Below are 18,605 nucleotides of genomic sequence, written 5' to 3' on the forward strand. Positions count from 1 at the left end.
GCGCGTCCCGGGCGCTATGCGGCATCGTTGATGCCGGATAGCGCCCGGCCGGTCGCCACGGCATTGTTTCGTAACCGGGTGGCAGGCTGCGCGAACTGACCCCGACAAACGGCAGAAACCGAATCGCAGCTCACGAATTGACGCTCTGCGGCCACTTTTTTCTGGAGTTCTTCGTCGGCGCGCAGGACGAACCAATCGGCCAATCAGGCGTTTCATGGTTCCGGGGATCGAACCATCGGTAACGTCAGGCGTGTGAATGCGAACTCAGAATTCTCTATGGCGACGGGCCCCAGCCCGACGCGCGGCGCTGTTGATCGACGGCGCCGCCTATTATGGAGCGTTGCGGACATCGCTGCTAGCGGCCGAAAACACGGTGTTTCTGGTCGGTTGGGACCTGCACAGCGCGACCAGGCTGGTCGATTCCAGCGGGCAGGCCGATGACGGCTTTCCGGATAGACTCGGCGAATTCCTTCAGGCCCTGCTGCAGCGCCGGCCGTCCTTGCGGATCCACATTCTGGTCTGGGAGGCGCCGATCATCTATGCGGGCGAGCGCGAATGGTTCCTGGCCCATGGCTTCGGCGCTGGCAATCTGGATCGGCTGATCCTGCGCCGCGACACCTGCCTGCCGCTCGGCTCCGCCCAGCATCAGAAGATCGCCGTGGTCGACGACAGCGTCGCCTTCGTCGGCGGCTGCGATCTCACGATCCGACGCTGGGACACCGATGCGCATGCTTTGGAGAACCATCATCGCGTCGATCCGAACGGGGTCGCCTATCCGCCGTTCCATGACCTGCAGATGGCGGTGGACGGCGACGCCGCCCGCAGCATCGCCGAACTGGCGCGGGAACGCTGGGCCCGCAGCGCGGCCGGAGCAGCGCCGCCGCTCGGCCCTGCGCTGGACCGGTGGCCCGACGGCGTGTCGCCGGACTTCGAGGATGTGGAGATCGGAATTTCGCGCACCGAGCCGGCGCTCGACGCCAGCGCCGAAGTCCGCGAGGTGGAGCAGCTCTATTTCGACATGATCGACGGCGCGGAGCACACGATCTACATCGAAAACCAGTTTCTCAGCGCCGAGGGCATTGCCCGGCGACTGGTGGAGCGGATGCAGGCGCGTCCCGCGCTCGAACTGCTGATGATCGGGCCGAAGACGCATGCGTCCTGGATCGAGGCGCGGGCGATGCGCAACGGGCGGCTGGAATTCATCCGAGCCTTTGCGGCGGCGGGGTTGCTGGACCGGGTGCGGTTGCTCTATCCGCGGGTGCAGGATGGCGGCGCCGAGGCGGCCGTGATGGTCCATGCCAAACTGATGATCGTCGACGATCGCTATTTGCGGGTCGGCTCGGCAAATCTCAATAACCGGTCGATGGGCGCCGATTCGGAATGCGATCTGGTGATCGAGGCCGACGACGCGCCGCAGCGCCGCGCCATCGCGCAGATCCGCAACAGGCTGATCGGCATTCATTGTGGCGTCAGCGCCGAGGATGTCGCCGAAACGTTGTCGCGTGCCCGCTCGCTGTTGGCGGTGACCGAACTGACGGGCAACGGACACAGCCTGGAGGAGGTCGATGACGGCATCCCGGATCCGGCCGAACTCTCCGGCATGATGGAGCCGATTGCCGACCCAAGCCGCCCGCTGGAATTGTCCTCGACCGCCTCGACCACGCTGTCGGCGTCGCTGAAACTGGCCGGTCTGGTGGCGGCGATTGCCGCCCTGGCCCTGGGCTGGCGCTTCACGCCGCTGTACGATTATGTGAATTTCGACTGGCTGTCGCAGACCATCGAATCGCTGCAGGGCAATCCGATCGCGCCGCTGGTGGTGGTGGCGCTGTTTGTCGTCGGCGGTTTTCTATTGTTTCCGGTCACGGTGTTGATTGCGGCGACCAGCGCCGCGCTCGGCCCCTGGATCGGTCTCGGTTCGGCGACCATGGGTGCCTTGTGCAGCGCCTCGATCATTTACTTGATCGGCCGCGCGATGGGCATGGAGCCGGTTCGCTCGCTGATCGGAGACCGGCTCGACCGCTTTACCGGGGCGATCAAGGGCAATGGCATCGTCTCGGTGGTGCTGATCCGGATGGTGCCGGTGGCGCCGTTCTCTTTGGTGAATCTCGCGGCGGGCGCCAGCGGCATCAAGTTTTCGGATTTTCTGTTGGGCACGCTGCTGGGCATGGCGCCCGGCCTGATCGCGATGACGGCGTTCGGATCGCAACTGGTCGATCTGCTGACGCGGCCGAGCTGGATCAATATCGGCATCCTCGCCGCCAGCGCGGCGGCGTGGATCGCAATCTCGTTCGCGGCGCAGTTCGTGGTGACCTGGTTCAGCCGCCGTCGGCGCGCATGACGGCACGCTCGATCAGACTGATGACGTGGAACGTGCACGGCACCTTCACTCTCAATCCCGGCTTCGACCTGCCGGGGGTGATCGCGCTCATTCAAAAATGGTCGCCCGACATCATCGCCATTCAGGAGATCGATTCGCGCAGCCGCGACGAGAACCCGTTCGACCGGCTGCAAAGCGCGCTCGGCGGCAGCAGCATCGGCGCATTGTCGATCGTCACCGCCGATGGCGATTATGGCCAGATGCTGATCAGCCGCTGGCCCTGGGCGCGCACGCCGATCGTCAACGACATCTCCTTCGGCGAGCGTGAGCCGCGCCGCGCCATCAGCGCCGACATCCTGACCCCGCGCGGACCGCTGCGGGTGGTCGCGACCCATCTGGGTCTGAGCATTCGCGAGCGGCGCCAGCAGGCCGGCAGCCTGTTGCGGCTGGCCGAGGCGGCCGATCACCCGGCGGTGGTGATCGGCGATTTGAACGACTGGTTCTGGATCAATTCGGTGCGCGGTGTGCTGGCGCAACGCCTGCGGATTCGCACCCGCAACAGGACCTTTCCATCGCGTTTCCCGCTGCTGAAGCTCGACCGCATCTATGGTTGCGGCATTCGCCTGCTGGCCAGTCGCGTCGATCCGGCGGCGCGCGTACTGTCGGACCATCTGCCGGTGATTGCCGATATCCGCCTCGATCCGCAACCCGCTATTGTTTGAACCGTCTTCGTCGTGCGGCCGGCCCCTCGGGTGTCGGCCTATTGGATTTGATCATTTCAGGAGCCCAAAATGTCGGCGCAAGCGTCCTCTAAAAAAGTGATTTATGCGGCGCTGGTGGGAAACCTGCTGATCGCCATCACCAAATTATTCGCCGCGGCGTGGACCGGCAGTTCGGCGATGCTCAGCGAGGGGGTGCACTCGCTGGTCGATACCGGCAACGAATTGCTGTTGCTGTACGGGCTGCACCGCGCGGCTAAGCCCGCGGATGCCGAACATCCGCTCGGCTATGGCCGCGAGCTTTATTTCTGGAGCTTCATCGTTGCATTGCTGATCTTCTCGATCGGCGCCGGGGTGTCGCTCTATGAAGGCATCGCGCATATCCTGAATCCGGTGGCTATCTCCGATGCCCGGATCAATTACATCGTGCTCGGCATCTCCTTGGTGTTCGAGGGCGGATCCTGGTTCGTCGCCTTTCGGGAGTTTCGCAAGATCGCGCCCAATCTCGGTTACCTCGAGGCCGCGACGCGCAGCAAGGACCCGACCTCCTTTATGGTGCTGTTCGAGGATTCGGCGGCGTTGATCGGCATTCTGATCGCGCTGGCCGGCACTTTCATCGCGGAGCAGTTTGAGGCGCCGGTGTTCGACGGCGTCGCGTCGGTCGGCATCGCGCTGTTGCTGGCCGCGACCGGGGCCTATCTGGCGCGGGAGAGCAAGGGCCTGTTGATGGGCGAGCCCGCCACCAAGGCGACGCGGGAGACGATCCTGCGGATCGCGCGCGAGCATCCCGATATCCTCAGCGCCGACGAATTGCTGACGACCCATCTCGCTCCGCAGCAGATCGTGGTCGCGTTGACGCTGGACTTCGTCGACCACAGTACCGCGGTGGACATCGAGCGGGATTTCGCCGGCCTGGAAGCAAGCATCAAGCGCAGCTGTCCGGACGTGGTGGCATTTTTCATTAAGCCGCGGCTGCAAGCCGCCGGCCCGAGCGGCGACAGCGGGTGAGAGGACAGCTCAGCCCAGCGGATGCAGCGGCCACGTCGCCTGAATCAGGAAGGTGCCGACCACGATCACGGCGATCGACAGCGGCAGGCCGAGCCGCCAGTAGTCGGTGAACCGATAGCCGCCCGGCGCCATCACCAGCAGATTGTTCTGGTGCCCGATCGGGGTGAGGAAGTCGCAGGCGCAGCCGAGCGCCACCGCCATCAGGAACGGGTCCATGTCGTAGTTCAGCGACTTAGCGACGATCGCGGCGACCGGCCCCAGCACCAGCACGGCGGCGGCGTGGTGCAGAAACGGCGTCAGCAGCATCGAGACCGCCAGCATCAGCGCCAGCGCCAGATAGCCGGGCAGGTGACTGCCGGCCACGGCGAGCAGATGGGCGATGACGTCGGTCGCCCCGGTCTCCTTGAGGCCTTCGCCGATCGGGATCAGCGCCGCCAGCATCACGATCAGCGGGCCCTCGATCGACTCATAGGCCTCTTTCAGCGACAATTGCTTGAGCAGCACGATCAGCACCGCGGCGCCGAAAAAGCCGATCGGCACCGAGACCAGATGGGTCGAGATCAGCACCATCGCCGCCAGCAGGATGCCGAGCGAGACCAGGCCCTGCTGGCTTTGGCCGAGCCCCAATCCGCGATCGGCCAGCGGCAGCAGTCCGAGTTCGGTCAGCGTCGCCGGCAGCTCCTTCTGCCAGCCCTGAAGCGCCACCACGTCGCCGACTTCGAAGCGTTGCGTCTGCAGATGCAGGTGACGGTTGTGGCCGGCGCGGCTGATCGCCAGCAGATTGACGTCGAAGGTGCTGCGCAGATTGATCGAGCGCGGCGAATGGTTGATCAGGATCGAATCCGCCGCCACGATGGCCTCGACCACGGCCAGTTCGTCGCGCTTGCCCTCGTTCTTCTCGAGTTCCTTGGCGCCGACGAATTGCAGCTTGCCCTGTTCGGTCAGCAATTTGATCGCGGCCGATTCGGCCTGCACCGTCACGATGTCGTCAGGATAGAGAATCCAGTTGCGGTGCGGCATGTAGTGATTGCCGCCCTCGCGCGTCACGGCTCGGACCAGAGCCTCGATGTCGTTGAACCGCTCGAGCTCGCCGACCCGCTTTCCGGCCAGCGGCGACTCCTTGGGAATGCGCAGATCCGCGGTGTATTTGTCGATCTCGAAGGCGTCCTCGGATCCGGGGGCGGCGGTGCGGTCCTTCGGCAATAATCGCCACCCGACCGAGAGGAAGGCCACCGCCATGCAGGACAGTGGCAGGCCGACCCACATGAAATCGAACAGTCGGAACGGCTCGCGGCCGAGTTCCTGGCGCACCGTCGAAATCAGCAGGTTGGGCGAGGTTCCGATCAGCGTCATGGTTCCGCCGATCAGCGATCCGAACGCCAGCGGCATCAGATAGATCGACGGCGACCGTTTGCTGCGGCGCGCCACCTGGACCGCGATCGGCATGAAGATTCCCAAAGTGCCGACGTTCTTCATGAAAGCCGAGAGAAACGTCACGCAGGCGGTCAGGATGCCGACCTGCAGCGATGGCGATTGGGCGTCTTTCAGGATTCGACGCATCGCGGCGTTGAGAATCCCCGATCGCGAGATCGCCTTGCTGATGATCAACACCGAGGCGATGATGATGATGACCGGATTGGAAAAGCCGTTGAAAGCCTTCTCCGCGGGAACCACGCCGAGCACCGTGGCCGCTAGCAGGCACAGTGTGGCGACCAGATCGTAGCGGAACTTGTCCCAGATGAAGAGCGCCAGCATCGCGATGATGATCGCGAAAGCGGCGAATTGGTGTTCGGATAGGCCGAAAATCATTCTCGCCTCTGTTCAGACAGGTCCGTCAATGCATCCGGCAAGACAGTTCCGCCAAGACGGTTGGGCAGTTACCACGTTGCGCCCGCATTGGACACCATCGCGCGCCGCCGCCATGCTTTGCATCGCCCTGCAGGCTGTTCGCCAACCGCCACAAGGCTTTGATGCACATCGAAGCCGGGGAACACAGCGGGAGCACGGATTCGGGCGGTTGGTCCGGTTCCCAGCCCGATTGGCCGCCTGGACGGCTGCCGTCCGGCGTTGCCGGCTCGGCGTATGGCCGTTGCGACGCGGGGGTATTGCTGCAACGCGCAAAAGGTATTTGACGACCTTCAAAACCTGCCGCTGCAGTACTTTTGAGAGGTTCTAACCTATTGATATTCTAAATAAGATTGATTGACGCAAACGGTTCCCATTGGCACGTTCGCTCGCATCAGGAGTGCTTTCAGGCGCCAGGCAAGCATAGGGATTAAGCGGCATGTTTCGATTTATTGCGGTTGCGTTGTGGGCTGCGGCGGCCCTAGGGGTGTCGGTCGCCAGCGCCAAGGAATATCCGATCGGCAAGCCGCACGAGGTCGAGGCTGCCGGTCTTGAGGTGGCGGCGGTCTATCTGCAGCCGATCGATATGGAACCCGCCGGCATGATGCGCGACGCCAAGGATTCCGACATCCACATCGAGGCCGACATCAAGGCGCTGAAGGACAACAAGAACGGCTACGCCCAGGGCGACTGGGTCGGCTATCTGAAGGTCACCTATGAGCTCACCAAGGAAGGCGCCAAGGATTCCATCAAGGGCGATGCGATGGCGATGGTGGCCAGCGATGGTCCGCATTATGGCGACAACGTCAAGCTCGCCGGGCCGGGCAAGTACACGTTGAAGTTCAACGTGTCGCCGCCCGATGGTCATTTCGGTCGTCACGTCGACAAGGAGACCGGTGTCGCGCCCTGGTTCAAGCCGTTCACCGTCGAATATGAATTCACCTATGCGGGCACCGGCAAGAAGGGCGCCTACTGATCCAGATCAACACGGGTGGATGCGGGAAAGATCGTATCCACCCGTCAATGCTCTGAAACCACGAGGCCGTGAACCACGAGGCTTAAAAACACGCATGATTGGGTTTGACAATGAGGGCCGAACGGCGCGCATGTCGCGTCGTTCGGCATTGCTGTTGCTTGCGATGGCGGCGCCGTTGGCGATCACGGCTGGCGCGCGTGCCGAGGAAGAGGAGCCTGTGTTCCGCATCGAATTCAACGATGGCGTGGTGACGCCGCTGCGCATCGAGGTGCCTGCCAACCGCCGCATCCTGCTGGAGCTGCATAATCTTGGCAAGGAACCGGCCGAGTTCGAGAGCAAGGAGCTGCGCAAGGAGAAGGTGCTGGCGCCCGGCGCCAAATCAACGCTGGTGATCCGCACGCTCGACCCCGGCGAATATGACTTCTTCGATGACTTTCATTTGAATGCACCGCCAGCGGTGCTGGTCGCGAAATAGCGGACGGAGCGGATTCGTGGGCGGGCAACTCGGCAATATTGCATTCGTGATCTGGCGTGAGAGCGTCGAGGCGCTGCTGGTCATCGGCATTCTGAATGCATGGCTGACCCGGCAGCAGGTCGATGCCGCGCGCGGCAGGTTGTATCTGTGGGCCGGCGTCGGCGCCGGCCTGCTGATCTCGGTGGCGTTCGGCCTGGCTCTGGTGCTGTTCGGCGAGGCGCTGCCCGACGACGCGCAGACCGGCTACCAGACCGCCGCGGTGCTGATCGCCGCGGCCTTGATCGTCCAGATGGTGTTCTGGATGCGCCGACACGGCCGCACCCTGAAGCGCGACATCGAGAGCTCGCTGCAGAGCGCCGCCGATCGCTCGAACTGGTGGGGCGTGTTCGCGCTGGCGCTGATCGCGGTCGCGCGCGAGGGCAGCGAGACCGTGGTGTTCTTGTACGGGACGCTGGCGGCGGCGCGCAGCGGCGCGATCGCCGCGCCGGCGGCGGTGGCGCTGGGCGGTTTTCTGCTGGCGATCGGGACCTACTACCTGCTGCAGCTTGGCAGCCGGATCATGTCGTGGAAGCTGTTCTTCAGAATCACCGAGATCATGCTGCTGTTTCTGGCGGCGTCGCTGCTGGTTACCGGGGTCGACAATCTGATCGGTCTTGGCGTGTTGCCGCGGCTGTCGGGCCGGTTGTGGGATTCATCCGCGATCCTGCCGGATTACGGCCCGGTCGGTGGTCTGATCGGCTCGCTGACCGGCTATCGGGCGCGGCCGGATCTGATGCAGGTGCTGGCCTATTTGGCCTATTGGGGCGTGATCTATTGGGCCTTGTTCTGGTCCCGGCCACAGGCGAAAATCGCATGAGAGAGCCCGAAACAGTTCTGGCGCTGCCACATTCCGAAATCGGTTTCGATGCGGTGCTGCGTGAGATCGGCGACTGGCTGATGCGCAACCAGCGCGCTATCCGCGCCACCCAATGGGGCGTGGTGGTGGCCTATCTGACGCTGCTGGTGGTGCCGACGCTGCTGCCATTGCCGACCCGCACGGCGCATATCTGGACCAATCTGACGCTGTTCGCGCAATTCGTGTTCTGGGGGCTGTGGTGGCCGTTCGTGCTGCTCAGCAATGTGCTGGTCGGCCGGATGTGGTGCGGCCTGCTATGCCCGGAAGGCTCGCTGTCGGAGACGGTGAGCAAGCATAGTCGCGGCTGGGCGATTCCGCGCTGGATCCGGTGGAAGGGCTGGCCGTTCGCCGCCTTCGCCGCCACCACGATCTACGGCCAGATGATCAGCGTCTATCAATATCCGAGGCCAGCGCTGGTCATCCTCGGCTTCTCGACCGTGGCGGCAATCGCCACCGCGGCGTTGTGGGGCCGCAACAAGCGGGTGTGGTGCCGCTTCCTGTGTCCAGTGACCGGGGTGTTCGCAGTGCTCGCCAAGCTGGCGCCGCTGCATTTCCGCGTCGATTCGCAGGTCTGGGACAGCTGGGCCAAGCCGCATGGCCGCGGTCCGGCGCAGCTCGTCAATTGCGCGCCGCTGGTGCCGATCCGGACCATGAAGGGCGGCAGCGCCTGCCACATGTGCGGGCGTTGCAGCGGCTATCGCGGCGCGGTGACGCTGGCGCGGCGTTCGCCGAATCAAGAGATCGTCCATGTCGCGGGCCATGATCCGCGGCCGATGGAATCGATGCTGATCCTGTTCGGCCTGCTCGGCGTCGCCGCGGGGGCGTTTCACTGGGGCAGCAGCGGAATCTATATCGACATCAAGCAGACGCTGGCCGAATTCCTGGTCAATCACGGCGTGATGTGGCCGCTCGAAACCGCGGCGCCGTGGTGGGTCCTGACCAATTATCCCGACCTCAACGATGTCATGACGCTGCTCGATGGCGCGGTGCTGATCGGCTATTTGCTGGCGATGGCGGCGGCCATCGGCGGCGCGGTCGCAGCCTGCGCGGCGTTGTCGACCCGGCTGCTCGGGCGCTGGTCGAGCGCGCGCTTCCACCATCTGGTGCAGAGCTTCATTCCGATCGCCGCCTGCGGGGTGTTTCTCGGCCTGTCGATGACCACGGTGTCGCTGCTGCGCAATGATGGCTTGGTGTTCGGCTTTGTGGAGCCGCTGCGCGCGGCGATGTTGATCGGCGCCGGCGCCTGGTCGCTGTGGCTCGGCTGGCAGATCTCCGGCCTGTATGCCGCCCCAGCTCGGCGAATCGCCGCGATGGTCCCGTTGCTCGTCGCCGTCTCGCTCAGTGCTGCGGTGTGGGCCAGGTTGTTCTGGTCGCTGTAATGGCGTTGTGGCGCAGAATCGCGCATTACACCCCCACATCCACGGCCGGTGATTTGGTTTTCTTCTGTTCCGCGGTGCAGAATTACCATTGTGCGACGCGCCCGGCCGGACTCTTGGAACCGCTCTAAAAACGAGTGGAATCAGTGGTTTGTGGCCTTTCGCTTTGTTAACTTCAAGGCAGGAGGATGGGGGACATGATGAGCTTTTGTAGAGATAGCCTTTCGCCTGCCGTTTGTACTGCAGCCTTGTTGGCGACGACGTTGCTGATGGGGCCCGAAACGGCCCGTGCCGAGGAAAAGAGTCTGGCCGAGCGCGACAGGTTGAGCGGGACCTGGAACGGCGCGCACCGAGCTTGAAGCCAAGGGCATCGAGATCGGCATCGCCTATATCGGAGAAATTCTCGGCGTCTCTGGCGGCGTCAAGCCGAAAGGGCCCTATGCCACTTACGAAGGTCGTCTCGACGTGACGATCAATACCGATCTGGAAAAGCTGGTGGGCTGGACCGGCGGCAAAACCCATATCCGCGCCTTCCAGATTCACAGCGTCAACGACCGCAACGCAGCCAGCTATGCCGGCTCGATCGCAGACCCGAGCAATATCGACGCGTATAACACCACAAGGCTGTTCACAGCCTGGTTCCAGCAGGAGTTCGGCACCTTCGCATCGTTGCGGCTCGGCCAGCTCGCCGGCGACGACGAGTTTCTGGTCAGCAATACTGCTGGCGGCTTGATCAACGGCACTTTCGGTTGGGCCGCGATCATGGCGGCGAACCTGCCCAGCGGCGGTCCGGCCTATCCGCTGGCGACGCCCGGCGCGCGGTTGCAGCTCAATCCGACCGAGAATATCGCACTGCTTGGCGCCGTGTTCAGCGGCAATCCGGCCGGGAAGAACTGCAGCAATCCGAATCCGCAGATCTGCAACAAATACGGTACCACCTTCAGCCTCGATGGCGGCGCGCTGTGGCTCGGCGAAGCTCAGTACAATGTCAATCAGGGCAAGGATTCCACCGGCCTTGCGGCGTCCTACAAGATCGGCGCTTGGTATCACACCGGCAAGACCTTTGCGGACCAGTATTGGGGGCTCGATGCGACCGGCGCGGCCGTTCCCATCGCGCTGAAAACGGATAGCCTCAATCACAGCGGCAATTGGGGCTTCTACGGCGTGGCCGACCAGATGGTGTGGCGCGGCGGCGAGGCCAGCACCAGCATCTTCGTGCGCGGCGGCTGGACGCCCTCGGACCGCAATCTGGTGTCGTGGTACATCGATGGCGGCGTCGGCTTCAAGGGCTTCGTGCCCGGCCGCGCCGCCGATACCCTGACGATTGGTGTCGCCCATTCCAAGATCAGTTCCGACGCCACCGCGGCCGATCTGGTTCAGGCCACCTTCAATGGCACATATTTCCCGCAGCGCTCCAGCGAGACGGTGATCGAGGTCAGCTACATGGCTCAGGTGACGCCGTGGTGGAATGTGCAGCCGGATTTTCAATATATCGTCAAACCGGGCGGCAAGGTGCTGCGGGATGCCGCGGATCCCTCACTGGGGACAGTCGAGGATGCCTTCGTGTTCGGCGTGCGCAGCACCATCGTGTTCTGAACCCGACGTTTGATCGCAACACACCAAGGGCGGGCCGGTGGCTCGCCCTTTGCTGTTATGGGCCTGCGCAGGGAGTAGCGGTCGATTGATCCAGATCAAACCGCAGCCGCGGCGCCTCGGCATCCTGACGCGCAATATCAAGCGCAAAGGGAGGTTGCCGTGCCATTCGACTCGATGCTGGTGTCCGTCGCGGTGGTTGTGATGTTTGCTGTGTTTGCCGGCGTACTGTTGTGGGGCGATGCTCAGACAAGAACGCGGCCACACGACCAGGATCGCGCCCATTGACGCGATCAAGGCAGTAACTGCCCTAGACGCCGCGGGATGATCTGGTCATCGCCGCGAGGGATCTTTATGGTCGCTCATTCGATAGTCAGGCGACTTTGGAAAGTTGTGCCGTCGCGGAGGGCGCCTCGTCCTTGACCTCCTCCGTGATCACCTCGAACTTCACCAGCTGGGCGAAGCCGAAGCTGGTGGAGATCGCGACGTCGGCGGCGTCGCGGCCGCGCGCGATCACGATCCGGCCGATCCGCGGATGGTTGTGTCGGGCGTCGAACGTGTACCAGCGACCGTCGAGATAGACTTCGAACCAGGCCGAAAAATCCATCGGCGCGGGATCGATCGGCACGCCGATATCGCCGAGATAGCCGGTGCAATAGCGCGCCGGAATATTCATGCAGCGGCACAGCGTCACCGCCAGATGGGCGAAATCCCGGCACACGCCGATGCCCTCGGCATGGCCCTCCGACGCGGTGCGGTCGGAGCGGGCGAACTGATAGCCGAACTGAATCCGGGTGTGGACATAGTCGCAGATCGCCTGCACGCGCTCCCAGCCCGTCGGGATGCCGCCGAACATCGACCATGCCAGATTCGACAATTTGTCGGTGTCGCAATAGCGGCTGCCGAGCAGATAGATCAGCGCCTCGTCGGGGAGCTCCGCGACCGGCAATTGCCGAGCGCCCGGCGCGGTGTCGTCGGGCAGACCGGAATCCTCGATCAGGAACGCGTTGCTGATGTCGATCCGACCGGGCGGAGCGACGATCCGGGTGCAGACATTGCCGAACATATCCAGAAAGTCACGCGAGGCGACCTCTGGCGAAAAACGAATCTGGTGCTCGCCTACGACATGCTGCATCCGAGAGGGATGAACGCTCAGCAGCAGGTTCATTGGCGTGTCCTGGGAACACTCGTAAGCGATATTGAAACCCGCGCGAATTTTCACCTGACTCTCCGTCATTCCAACGAGTGGATGTGTCAGACATAATCGCGAAGGGGGGCAGCTTGTTCCTGATTTGATGACATTGGCGCTGCACGAATTGTGGCTATTGCTGCAACAATTTCGGGCAGCGCCAGGGGATTACTCCGTGAGGCCGAACAGCAGCGCAGATCTCCCGGTCACCTGATAGATCGTACCACAGTCGAAAGCCGCGCCACCTGCGCCGTCGGGGATGTTGGTGTCGACCAGCAGGGACCAGCTGGAGCCGTGCGGAACTTGCGGCAGCGTGAAGTCGACGACGCCGTCAAAACTGTTCAGCACCAACAGGACGGTGTCGTCCTCGGCATGTTTGCGGATGCCGGTCTTCTGGGCGCGGCCATCGAGCAGCATGCCGAAGCATTTCATGTTGCCGTCGCCCCACTGCTCGTCCTGCATCGGCTCGCCATTGGCGTTGATCCAGATAACGTCGCAGACATCGAGCACCGGGTCGTGGACGCCGTTGAGGAAGCGGCTGCGGCGCAGCGTCGGATAGTTTCGGCGCAGCTCGATTAGCCGCTTGGTGAAGCTCAGCAGGTCCTTGCCGTCGTCGGTCAAGCCCCAGTTGACCCAGGAGATTTCGCTGTCCTGGCAATAGGCGTTGTTGTTGCCGTGCTGGGTGCGGCCGAATTCGTCGCCGGCCAGCAGCATCGGCGTGCCCTGCGACAGCAGCAGCGTCGCCAGCATGTTGCGCTTCTGGCGTTCGCGCAGGGCAAGGATGTCCTTGTCGTCGGTCGGGCCTTCGACGCCGCAATTCCACGACGCGTTGTTGGAGCTGCCGTCGCGATTATCCTCGCCATTGGCCTCGTTGTGCTTGTCGTTGTAGCTCGCCCAGTCGTTCAGGGTGAAGCCGTCATGGGCGGTGACGAAATTGACGCTGGCCCAGGCGCGGCGGCCCTGATGGTTGAACAGATCCGCCGACGCCGACAGCCGCGGCGCCAGCGCCGCCACATCGGCTTCACCGCGCCAGAAATCGCGCAGCGTGTCGCGGTATTTGTCGTTCCACTCGGCCCAACCGGGCGGAAAGCCGCCGACCTGATAGCCGCCGGGGCCGATATCCCAGGGCTCGGCGATCAGCTTGAGCGAGGTCAGCAGCGGGTCCTGGTCGACCGCTTTGAGAAAGCCGCTCTGTTCGTCGAAGCCGTGGACCTCGCGCGCCAGGATGGTGCCGAGATCGAAGCGGAAGCCGTCGATATGCATCTCGCCGGCCCAGTAGCGCAGGCTGTCATTGACCATCTGGATGACGCGGGCATGCGACAGGTTGACGGTGTTGCCGGTGCCGGTGTCGTTGATGTAATGGCGCTTGTTGTCCGGCAGCAGCCGGTAATAGCTGGCATTGTCGATGCCCTTGAACGACAGCGTCGGCCCGAGCTCGTTGCCTTCGGCGGTGTGGTTGTAGACCACGTCGAGAATCACCTCGAGACCGTGGCCGTGCAGCCGCGCCACCATCTCCTTGAATTCGCGCAGGCTGTTGGCGACGTCATGGGCATAGCGCGGGTCCGGCGCGAAAAAGCCGATGGTGTTGTAGCCCCAATAATTGGTCAGCTTCTTGTCGAGCAGGTAGTCGTCATTGACGAAAGTGTGGATCGGCAATAGCTCGACCGAGGTGACGCCGAGCGAAGCGATGTAATCGACCACCGCCTGATGACCGAACCCCGCATAGGTGCCGCGCATCTCCTCCGGCACCTCGGGGTGGCATTTGGTGAAGCCCTTGACGTGGGTTTCGTAGACGATGGTCTGGTCCCACGGCACGTTGGTGCGGCCGGGCTCGCCGTGCCAGTCGTAATTGGGATCGACCACCACGCATTTCGGCATGAACGCCGCGCTGTCGCGAGTGTCGAAACTGGTGTCGTCGCCGCTCTCGACCGTGTAGCCGAACACCGCCGGGTTCCAGGTCAGTTCCCCCGCATGGGCGCGGGCATAGGGGTCGAGCAGCAGCTTGTTCGGGTTGAAGCGGTGGCCGTGTTCGGGCTCGTAGGGGCCGTGGACGCGGTAGCCGTAAAATGCCCCCGGACCGACATCGGGGATGTAGCCATGAAACACCTCGTCGGTATATTCCGGCAGTTCGATCCGCCGCTCGGTGTCCCCGTCGAACAGGCAGACCTCGACCTTGGTGGCATTGGCGGAAAACAACGCAAAATTTGTGCCTTCGCCGTCCCAGCTGGCGCCGAGCGGGAAGGGCAGGCCTTCCCGGACAATGTCGTTGCTCACCGTGTTCGCAGCCTCCGCTATCGCCGGCGCGGATTGCGCGGCGTCGTCGTTCAATGTGTCGCACATCTGCGGCGCCCGTCCTAACGCATCTTGACGACGGGTTCGCGACCCCACACCCGCAGCTTGCCGAGCTCGCCGATGAAGTCCGCGGCGTCCTTGGCGGCGGTCAGCTTGATGCAGCCCTCGTCGAGATCGTCGGCGATCCCGGCCTTGACCAGCAGCGGACGGGCGGCGTCGACATAGCCGATGAACTTGCAATGGGCGAAGGCGTCGGCGACGAAATCGCGGGCGGTGGATTCCTGCACCAGATCGTCGATCTCGTCCGATCCCGGCAGCAGCGCCACCGCGTCGTACAGCACCGAGGGGCCGCCATCGATCATCTGATCGGCCGCGATCATGCTGCCGTCGCTGGCGGTGACGCCGCCGACCCGTGGCGCGATCAGTTCGAAGCTGGCGCCGGCCTTCTTCAGCGCGGCCTGCAAGCTCTTGAGCAAAGCGGCGTCGGTGCCGTCGGTGATCAGGATGCCGAGCTTGCGGCCCTCGAAGCGTTTGGGGCCGTTCTCGACGATGCTGAGCGCCGGGGAGGGCGGCAGATCCTGTCGGGTCGGCATCGCCGCGTCGGCGGGCTTGGGCATGGTCTTGATGCCGAGCCGGTTGGCGACGCTGCTGGCCAACCCCTCATCGATATTGAGCAGATGCGACACCACCCGCTCGCGGATCACCGGGATGTCCACCTTGCTGAGCTCGAAGGTCAGCGCGGCGGCGATATGGTGCTGTTCGCCACGGGTCTGGCTGAGATAGAACTGCCGCGCCTGGCTGTAGTGGTCGGCAAAGCTCTCGGCGCGGAACTTGGCTTTGGCGCCTTCCTCGGCGTCGGGAAATGCGACAAAACCGCGGCTTGTCGATTCGCGCGGGCCTTCGCCATGGGAGTTTGGCTGGTAATTGGCGCGGCCGACCGGATTGCGCATCGCCATATGGCCGTCCTGCTGGAAATGCGCGAACGGGCATTTCGGCGCGTTGATCGGCAGATGGCTGAAATTGGTGCTGCCAAGCCGGCTCAACTGGGTATCGAGATAGGAGAAGTTGCGGCCCTGCAGCAGCGGGTCGTTGGAGAAGTCGATGCCCGGCGGCACGTTCTGGGTCATGAACGCGACCTGTTCGGTCTCGGCGAAGAAGTTGTCGGGCATGCGGTCGAGCACCAGCCGGCCCACCGGAATCGTCGGCAGCACTTCTTCGGGAATGATCTTGGTGGCGTCCAGAACGTCGAACTCAAACTTGTCGGCGAAGGCCTGATCGAACAATTGCACCCGCAATTCCCATTCGGGGAAATTGCCGGTCTGGATCGCGGTCCACAGATCGCGGCGATGGAAGTCCGGATCGGCGCCGTTGATCTTCACCGCCTCGTTCCACAGCACCGACTGCAGGCCGAGCTTCGGTTTCCAGTGAAACTTGACGAAGGTGGATTCGCCCTTGGCGTTGACCAGCCGGAAGGTGTGGACGCCGAATCCTTCCATGAAACGGAACGAGCGCGGGATCGCCCGATCCGACATCACCCACATCACCATGTTCATGGCTTCGGGGGTGAGGCTGATGAAATCCCAGAAATTGGTGTGCGCCGATTGCGCCTGCGGAAAGGCGCGGTCGGGCGCTTCCTTGACCGAATGGATCAGGTCGGGAAACTTGATCGCGTCCTGGATGAAGAACACCGGGATGTTGTTGCCGACCAGATCCCAATTGCCTTCCTTGGTATAGATCTTCACGGCGAAGCCGCGGACGTCGCGGGCCAGGTCGAACGAGCCCTTGTTGCCGGCCACGGTGGAGAACCGCACGAAAGCCGGCGTGCGCTCGCCCTCGCGCTGGAACAGGTCGGCGCGGCTGTATTTCGCCAGCGAATTGGTGGTCTCGAAATAGCCGTGCGCGCCGTAGCCGCGGGCATGCACCACGCGCTCCGGGATCCGCTCATGGTCGAAGTGGAAGATCTTTTCGCGGAAATGGAAATCCTCGATCAGGGTCGGGCCGCGCGGGCCGATCTTCAGCGAGTTCTGGTCGTCGGAAACCGGGCCTCCCTGCGCCGTCGTCATGGTCTCCAGGCCGAGATCCTCGGCGGTCTGATGCAATTCGCCGCCTGCGCCGCGACTCAGTTTCTGGTCGTGGATGGTGGCGGAGTTGGAAGGTTTCGACGATTTGGCCATGTGAGGTGCTTTCCAGGGGTGTCCTGCCAGAGGTGTCCGAGGGCTGTGGCGCCGGCCCAATGCGGCCCGCGCCGCGTTCGTTGCCGACGCGGCGAGGCGAAGAAGATGGATTGAGCGCGGAAGAGCCGTGGCCCGGCGCATGTGCGCCGGGCCATTGGGCTAGCGGTTGGATTGCGAGGTGGTGGTGCTGGAGGCCTTGTCCAGCGACTGCGCCATATCGAGATGGTGTTTCAACGTCGGCAGCGTCTTGCCGGCCCATTGCTTGAGCGCGGAATTGTCGCCGCCATCGGCGTAGCGCTCGAACAGCCCGACCGCGTCCTTGTGGGCCGAGACCTGCATCGAATCGAAGCTGTCGGAGAAATCCTTGCCTTTCAACCCGCGCAGCTTGTCGAGCTTGGACTGATGCGCGCTGTCGAGGCTGGTAGGCAATTGGGCTTTGACCTTGCCGCTGGACACCAGGCCTTTCAGCTGCTCGGTGGTCTTGGTGTGGTCATTGACCATCTGCTTGGCGAAGGTCTTTTCCGCGGCGTTGCCCTTGTCGAGGGCGAGCTTGTTCGACTGGATCTCGAACATGTCGCTGATCGCCACTTCCTTGACGAAATCCTGCGTCGACGGGCTGATCCCGAGGGTGGAGTTGATACCGGTTTTCTCGGTGACCGACTGCGCCAGCACCGGCGTGGCGGCGAGCAGGCATCCGAGCACGATTAGACTACGTTTCATGGTGGTCTCCCTTAGCTTGCTGCTTTGCGATTGACGCCCTTGCGGAGCGCCACGGTGTTGAGCTTGGTGTTGGCGGCCTTCTCCTCGTTCAGATTGGTCGTGAGCAACCGAACGATGTCGTCATGGCCGAGTTCCTCGGCCCATGCGATCAGGGTGCCGTAGCGGGCGATCTCGTAATGCTCGACCGCCTGGGCATTGGCGACGATCGCGGCGTCGAGCACGGCCTTGTCGGCGACCTCGCCGGCAGTCTCATTGGATTCCTTGATCAACCCGTCGATCGCCGGGCAGTCGGTGCCGCTGGGCTTGTGGCCGAGCTTCTTGAACGCCTGGTCGAGCCGCTCGACCTGCTTGTGGGTCTCGTCGAGATGCGCCTTCAGCCCGGCGGTGAGCTCGCGATTGGTGGCCTGCGCGATCATGCTCGGCAGCGCCTTGATGATCTGCTGTTCGGCGTAATAGATGTCCTGCAGCCCGTGCAGCAGCAGGTCGTCCATGCTTTGAATATCTTTGCTGAAAAATCCCATGTCCCGGCTCCGCTGGCTGCGCGATGGCGCTGCTGAGATGCTCCCCCAACCGGGACGAGGCATTTCAGTTCCGCGGGATTTGCGCGGGACGCGGACGTTGGCCGGGGTGGGGCGCGCGCGTGGCTTCAGCCCGCCCGAGCAGCGGCAGCGCACGCTGCCCCGCAACCGATCGGCCGGCTGCCGCTGCCGGGGCGACGGCCGCTGCGGCCATATGGTCGTCGAGGCCTGGCAGCTGGGTGTTGAGGCCTGGCAAAGGGCGTGTTAGGGGAACGGCGGTTCGCGGGTGTAGCTCAATGGTAGAGCAGCAGCCTTCCAAGCTGAATACGAGGGTTCGATTCCCTTCACCCGCTCCATCTCGTTTTATTTTGATATTTCAAATAGTTATGCGTTTGTTCGGATAAGTTTTTGTAGCATGATTGTGCGCAAGGCTTTGTAGCAGCCGCCTTGCTTGAGCTTTCCGGTATCGTGGCAAAATACTCGTGTATCGTTTGTTTACATTAGAACG

General features: G+C 63.3%; 15 protein-coding genes and 1 tRNA gene. 9 read left to right on the forward strand and 7 right to left on the reverse strand.

All coding sequences use genetic code 11. The features are described 5' to 3' along the window. Positions 1 to 14 precede the first annotated feature (14 nt). The gene (locus tag RBJ75_RS02680; RefSeq protein ID WP_152647769.1) at positions 15 to 203 is read right to left on the reverse strand and encodes a hypothetical protein; all 189 of its coding nucleotides are present in this window, start codon (positions 201 to 203) and stop codon (positions 15 to 17) included. 107 nt (positions 204 to 310) lie between these two features. Between RBJ75_RS02680 and RBJ75_RS02685 the strand changes: the two genes are divergently transcribed. The 3 genes from RBJ75_RS02685 (at position 311) to RBJ75_RS02695 (ending at position 4,044) form a co-directional block, all read left to right on the forward strand. Beyond that, positions 311 to 2,338 (forward strand): VTT domain-containing protein, encoded by a 2,028-nt coding sequence (locus RBJ75_RS02685; RefSeq protein ID WP_160297947.1) that lies wholly within the window; start codon positions 311 to 313, stop codon positions 2,336 to 2,338. 20 nt (positions 2,339 to 2,358) lie between these two features. After that, positions 2,359 to 3,039: an endonuclease/exonuclease/phosphatase family protein gene (locus RBJ75_RS02690; RefSeq protein WP_234707448.1), complete on the forward strand. Its 681-nt coding sequence runs from the start codon at positions 2,359 to 2,361 to the stop codon at positions 3,037 to 3,039. Positions 3,040 to 3,108: 69 nt separating this feature from the next. Further along, positions 3,109 to 4,044 (forward strand): cation diffusion facilitator family transporter, encoded by a 936-nt coding sequence (locus RBJ75_RS02695; protein ID WP_044414052.1) that lies wholly within the window; start codon positions 3,109 to 3,111, stop codon positions 4,042 to 4,044. A gap of 9 nt (positions 4,045 to 4,053) precedes the next feature. On the opposite strand, the gene RBJ75_RS02700 is transcribed toward RBJ75_RS02695, so the two are convergent. Further along, complete coding sequence (locus RBJ75_RS02700) at positions 4,054 to 5,853, reverse strand: SLC13 family permease (RefSeq protein WP_044414051.1); 1,800 nt, start codon at positions 5,851 to 5,853, stop codon at positions 4,054 to 4,056. A 475-nt stretch (positions 5,854 to 6,328) separates the two neighbouring features. On the opposite strand from RBJ75_RS02700, the gene RBJ75_RS02705 reads away from it, so the two are divergent. The 5 genes from RBJ75_RS02705 (at position 6,329) to RBJ75_RS02725 (ending at position 11,207) form a co-directional block, all read left to right on the forward strand. Then, entirely contained in the window at positions 6,329 to 6,865 is a 537-nt protein-coding gene (locus RBJ75_RS02705; RefSeq protein WP_044414049.1) for an iron transporter, read from the forward strand. Positions 6,866 to 6,995: 130 nt separating this feature from the next. Beyond that, on the forward strand, positions 6,996 to 7,340 hold the full coding sequence (locus RBJ75_RS02710; protein ID WP_044414047.1) for a cupredoxin domain-containing protein: 345 nt from the start codon (positions 6,996 to 6,998) through the stop codon (positions 7,338 to 7,340). Positions 7,341 to 7,356: 16 nt separating this feature from the next. Next, a complete protein-coding gene (locus RBJ75_RS02715; RefSeq protein ID WP_044414044.1) occupies positions 7,357 to 8,196 on the forward strand; it encodes an FTR1 family protein in 840 nt (279 codons plus the stop codon). Further along, the gene (locus RBJ75_RS02720; protein ID WP_276156463.1) at positions 8,193 to 9,614 is read left to right on the forward strand and encodes a 4Fe-4S binding protein; all 1,422 of its coding nucleotides are present in this window, start codon (positions 8,193 to 8,195) and stop codon (positions 9,612 to 9,614) included. Before RBJ75_RS02715 ends, RBJ75_RS02720 begins: the two co-directional genes overlap by 4 nt. 462 nt (positions 9,615 to 10,076) lie before the next feature. Further along, positions 10,077 to 11,207 (forward strand): carbohydrate porin, encoded by a 1,131-nt coding sequence (locus RBJ75_RS02725; RefSeq protein WP_234707397.1) that lies wholly within the window; start codon positions 10,077 to 10,079, stop codon positions 11,205 to 11,207. A gap of 370 nt (positions 11,208 to 11,577) precedes the next feature. On the opposite strand, the gene RBJ75_RS02730 is transcribed toward RBJ75_RS02725, so the two are convergent. From RBJ75_RS02730 to RBJ75_RS02750, 5 genes are all read right to left on the reverse strand, one after another. Further along, the gene (locus tag RBJ75_RS02730) at positions 11,578 to 12,426 is read right to left on the reverse strand and encodes a transglutaminase-like domain-containing protein (RefSeq protein WP_044410593.1); all 849 of its coding nucleotides are present in this window, start codon (positions 12,424 to 12,426) and stop codon (positions 11,578 to 11,580) included. Between the two features lie 135 nt (positions 12,427 to 12,561). Next, positions 12,562 to 14,733, reverse strand: coding sequence for a glycogen debranching protein GlgX (gene glgX, locus RBJ75_RS02735; RefSeq protein ID WP_080901010.1), 2,172 nt, complete (start codon positions 14,731 to 14,733; stop codon positions 12,562 to 12,564). Positions 14,734 to 14,747: 14 nt separating this feature from the next. Further along, entirely contained in the window at positions 14,748 to 16,859 is a 2,112-nt protein-coding gene (locus RBJ75_RS02740; protein ID WP_044410544.1) for a catalase, read from the reverse strand. 159 nt (positions 16,860 to 17,018) lie between these two features. Continuing rightward, the gene (locus RBJ75_RS02745) at positions 17,019 to 17,579 is read right to left on the reverse strand and encodes a DUF4142 domain-containing protein (protein ID WP_044410547.1); all 561 of its coding nucleotides are present in this window, start codon (positions 17,577 to 17,579) and stop codon (positions 17,019 to 17,021) included. Between the two features lie 11 nt (positions 17,580 to 17,590). Beyond that, positions 17,591 to 18,100: a ferritin-like domain-containing protein gene (locus tag RBJ75_RS02750; protein WP_044410550.1), complete on the reverse strand. Its 510-nt coding sequence runs from the start codon at positions 18,098 to 18,100 to the stop codon at positions 17,591 to 17,593. 279 nt (positions 18,101 to 18,379) lie between these two features. On the opposite strand from RBJ75_RS02750, the gene RBJ75_RS02755 reads away from it, so the two are divergent. Beyond that, positions 18,380 to 18,453 (forward strand) — tRNA-Gly (locus tag RBJ75_RS02755). The last annotated feature ends 152 nt before the right edge of the window (positions 18,454 to 18,605 follow it).

Source organism: Rhodopseudomonas sp. BAL398 (assembly GCF_033001325.1).
Lineage (GTDB): Bacteria > Pseudomonadota > Alphaproteobacteria > Rhizobiales > Xanthobacteraceae > JARJEH01.

Coding starts and splice junctions, on each gene's coding strand:
- RBJ75_RS02690 (WP_234707448.1), top strand. CDS start 2,359: ATGACGTGGAACGTGCACGGCACCTTCACTCTCAATCCCGGCTTCGAC.
- RBJ75_RS02695 (WP_044414052.1), top strand. CDS start 3,109: ATGTCGGCGCAAGCGTCCTCTAAAAAAGTGATTTATGCGGCGCTGGTG.
- RBJ75_RS02700 (WP_044414051.1), bottom strand. CDS start 5,853: ATGATTTTCGGCCTATCCGAACACCAATTCGCCGCTTTCGCGATCATC.
- RBJ75_RS02705 (WP_044414049.1), top strand. CDS start 6,329: ATGTTTCGATTTATTGCGGTTGCGTTGTGGGCTGCGGCGGCCCTAGGG.
- RBJ75_RS02710 (WP_044414047.1), top strand. CDS start 6,996: ATGTCGCGTCGTTCGGCATTGCTGTTGCTTGCGATGGCGGCGCCGTTG.
- RBJ75_RS02720 (WP_276156463.1), top strand. CDS start 8,193: ATGAGAGAGCCCGAAACAGTTCTGGCGCTGCCACATTCCGAAATCGGT.
- glgX (WP_080901010.1), bottom strand. CDS start 14,733: ATGTGCGACACATTGAACGACGACGCCGCGCAATCCGCGCCGGCGATA.
- RBJ75_RS02740 (WP_044410544.1), bottom strand. CDS start 16,859: ATGGCCAAATCGTCGAAACCTTCCAACTCCGCCACCATCCACGACCAG.
- RBJ75_RS02745 (WP_044410547.1), bottom strand. CDS start 17,579: ATGAAACGTAGTCTAATCGTGCTCGGATGCCTGCTCGCCGCCACGCCG.
- RBJ75_RS02750 (WP_044410550.1), bottom strand. CDS start 18,100: ATGGGATTTTTCAGCAAAGATATTCAAAGCATGGACGACCTGCTGCTG.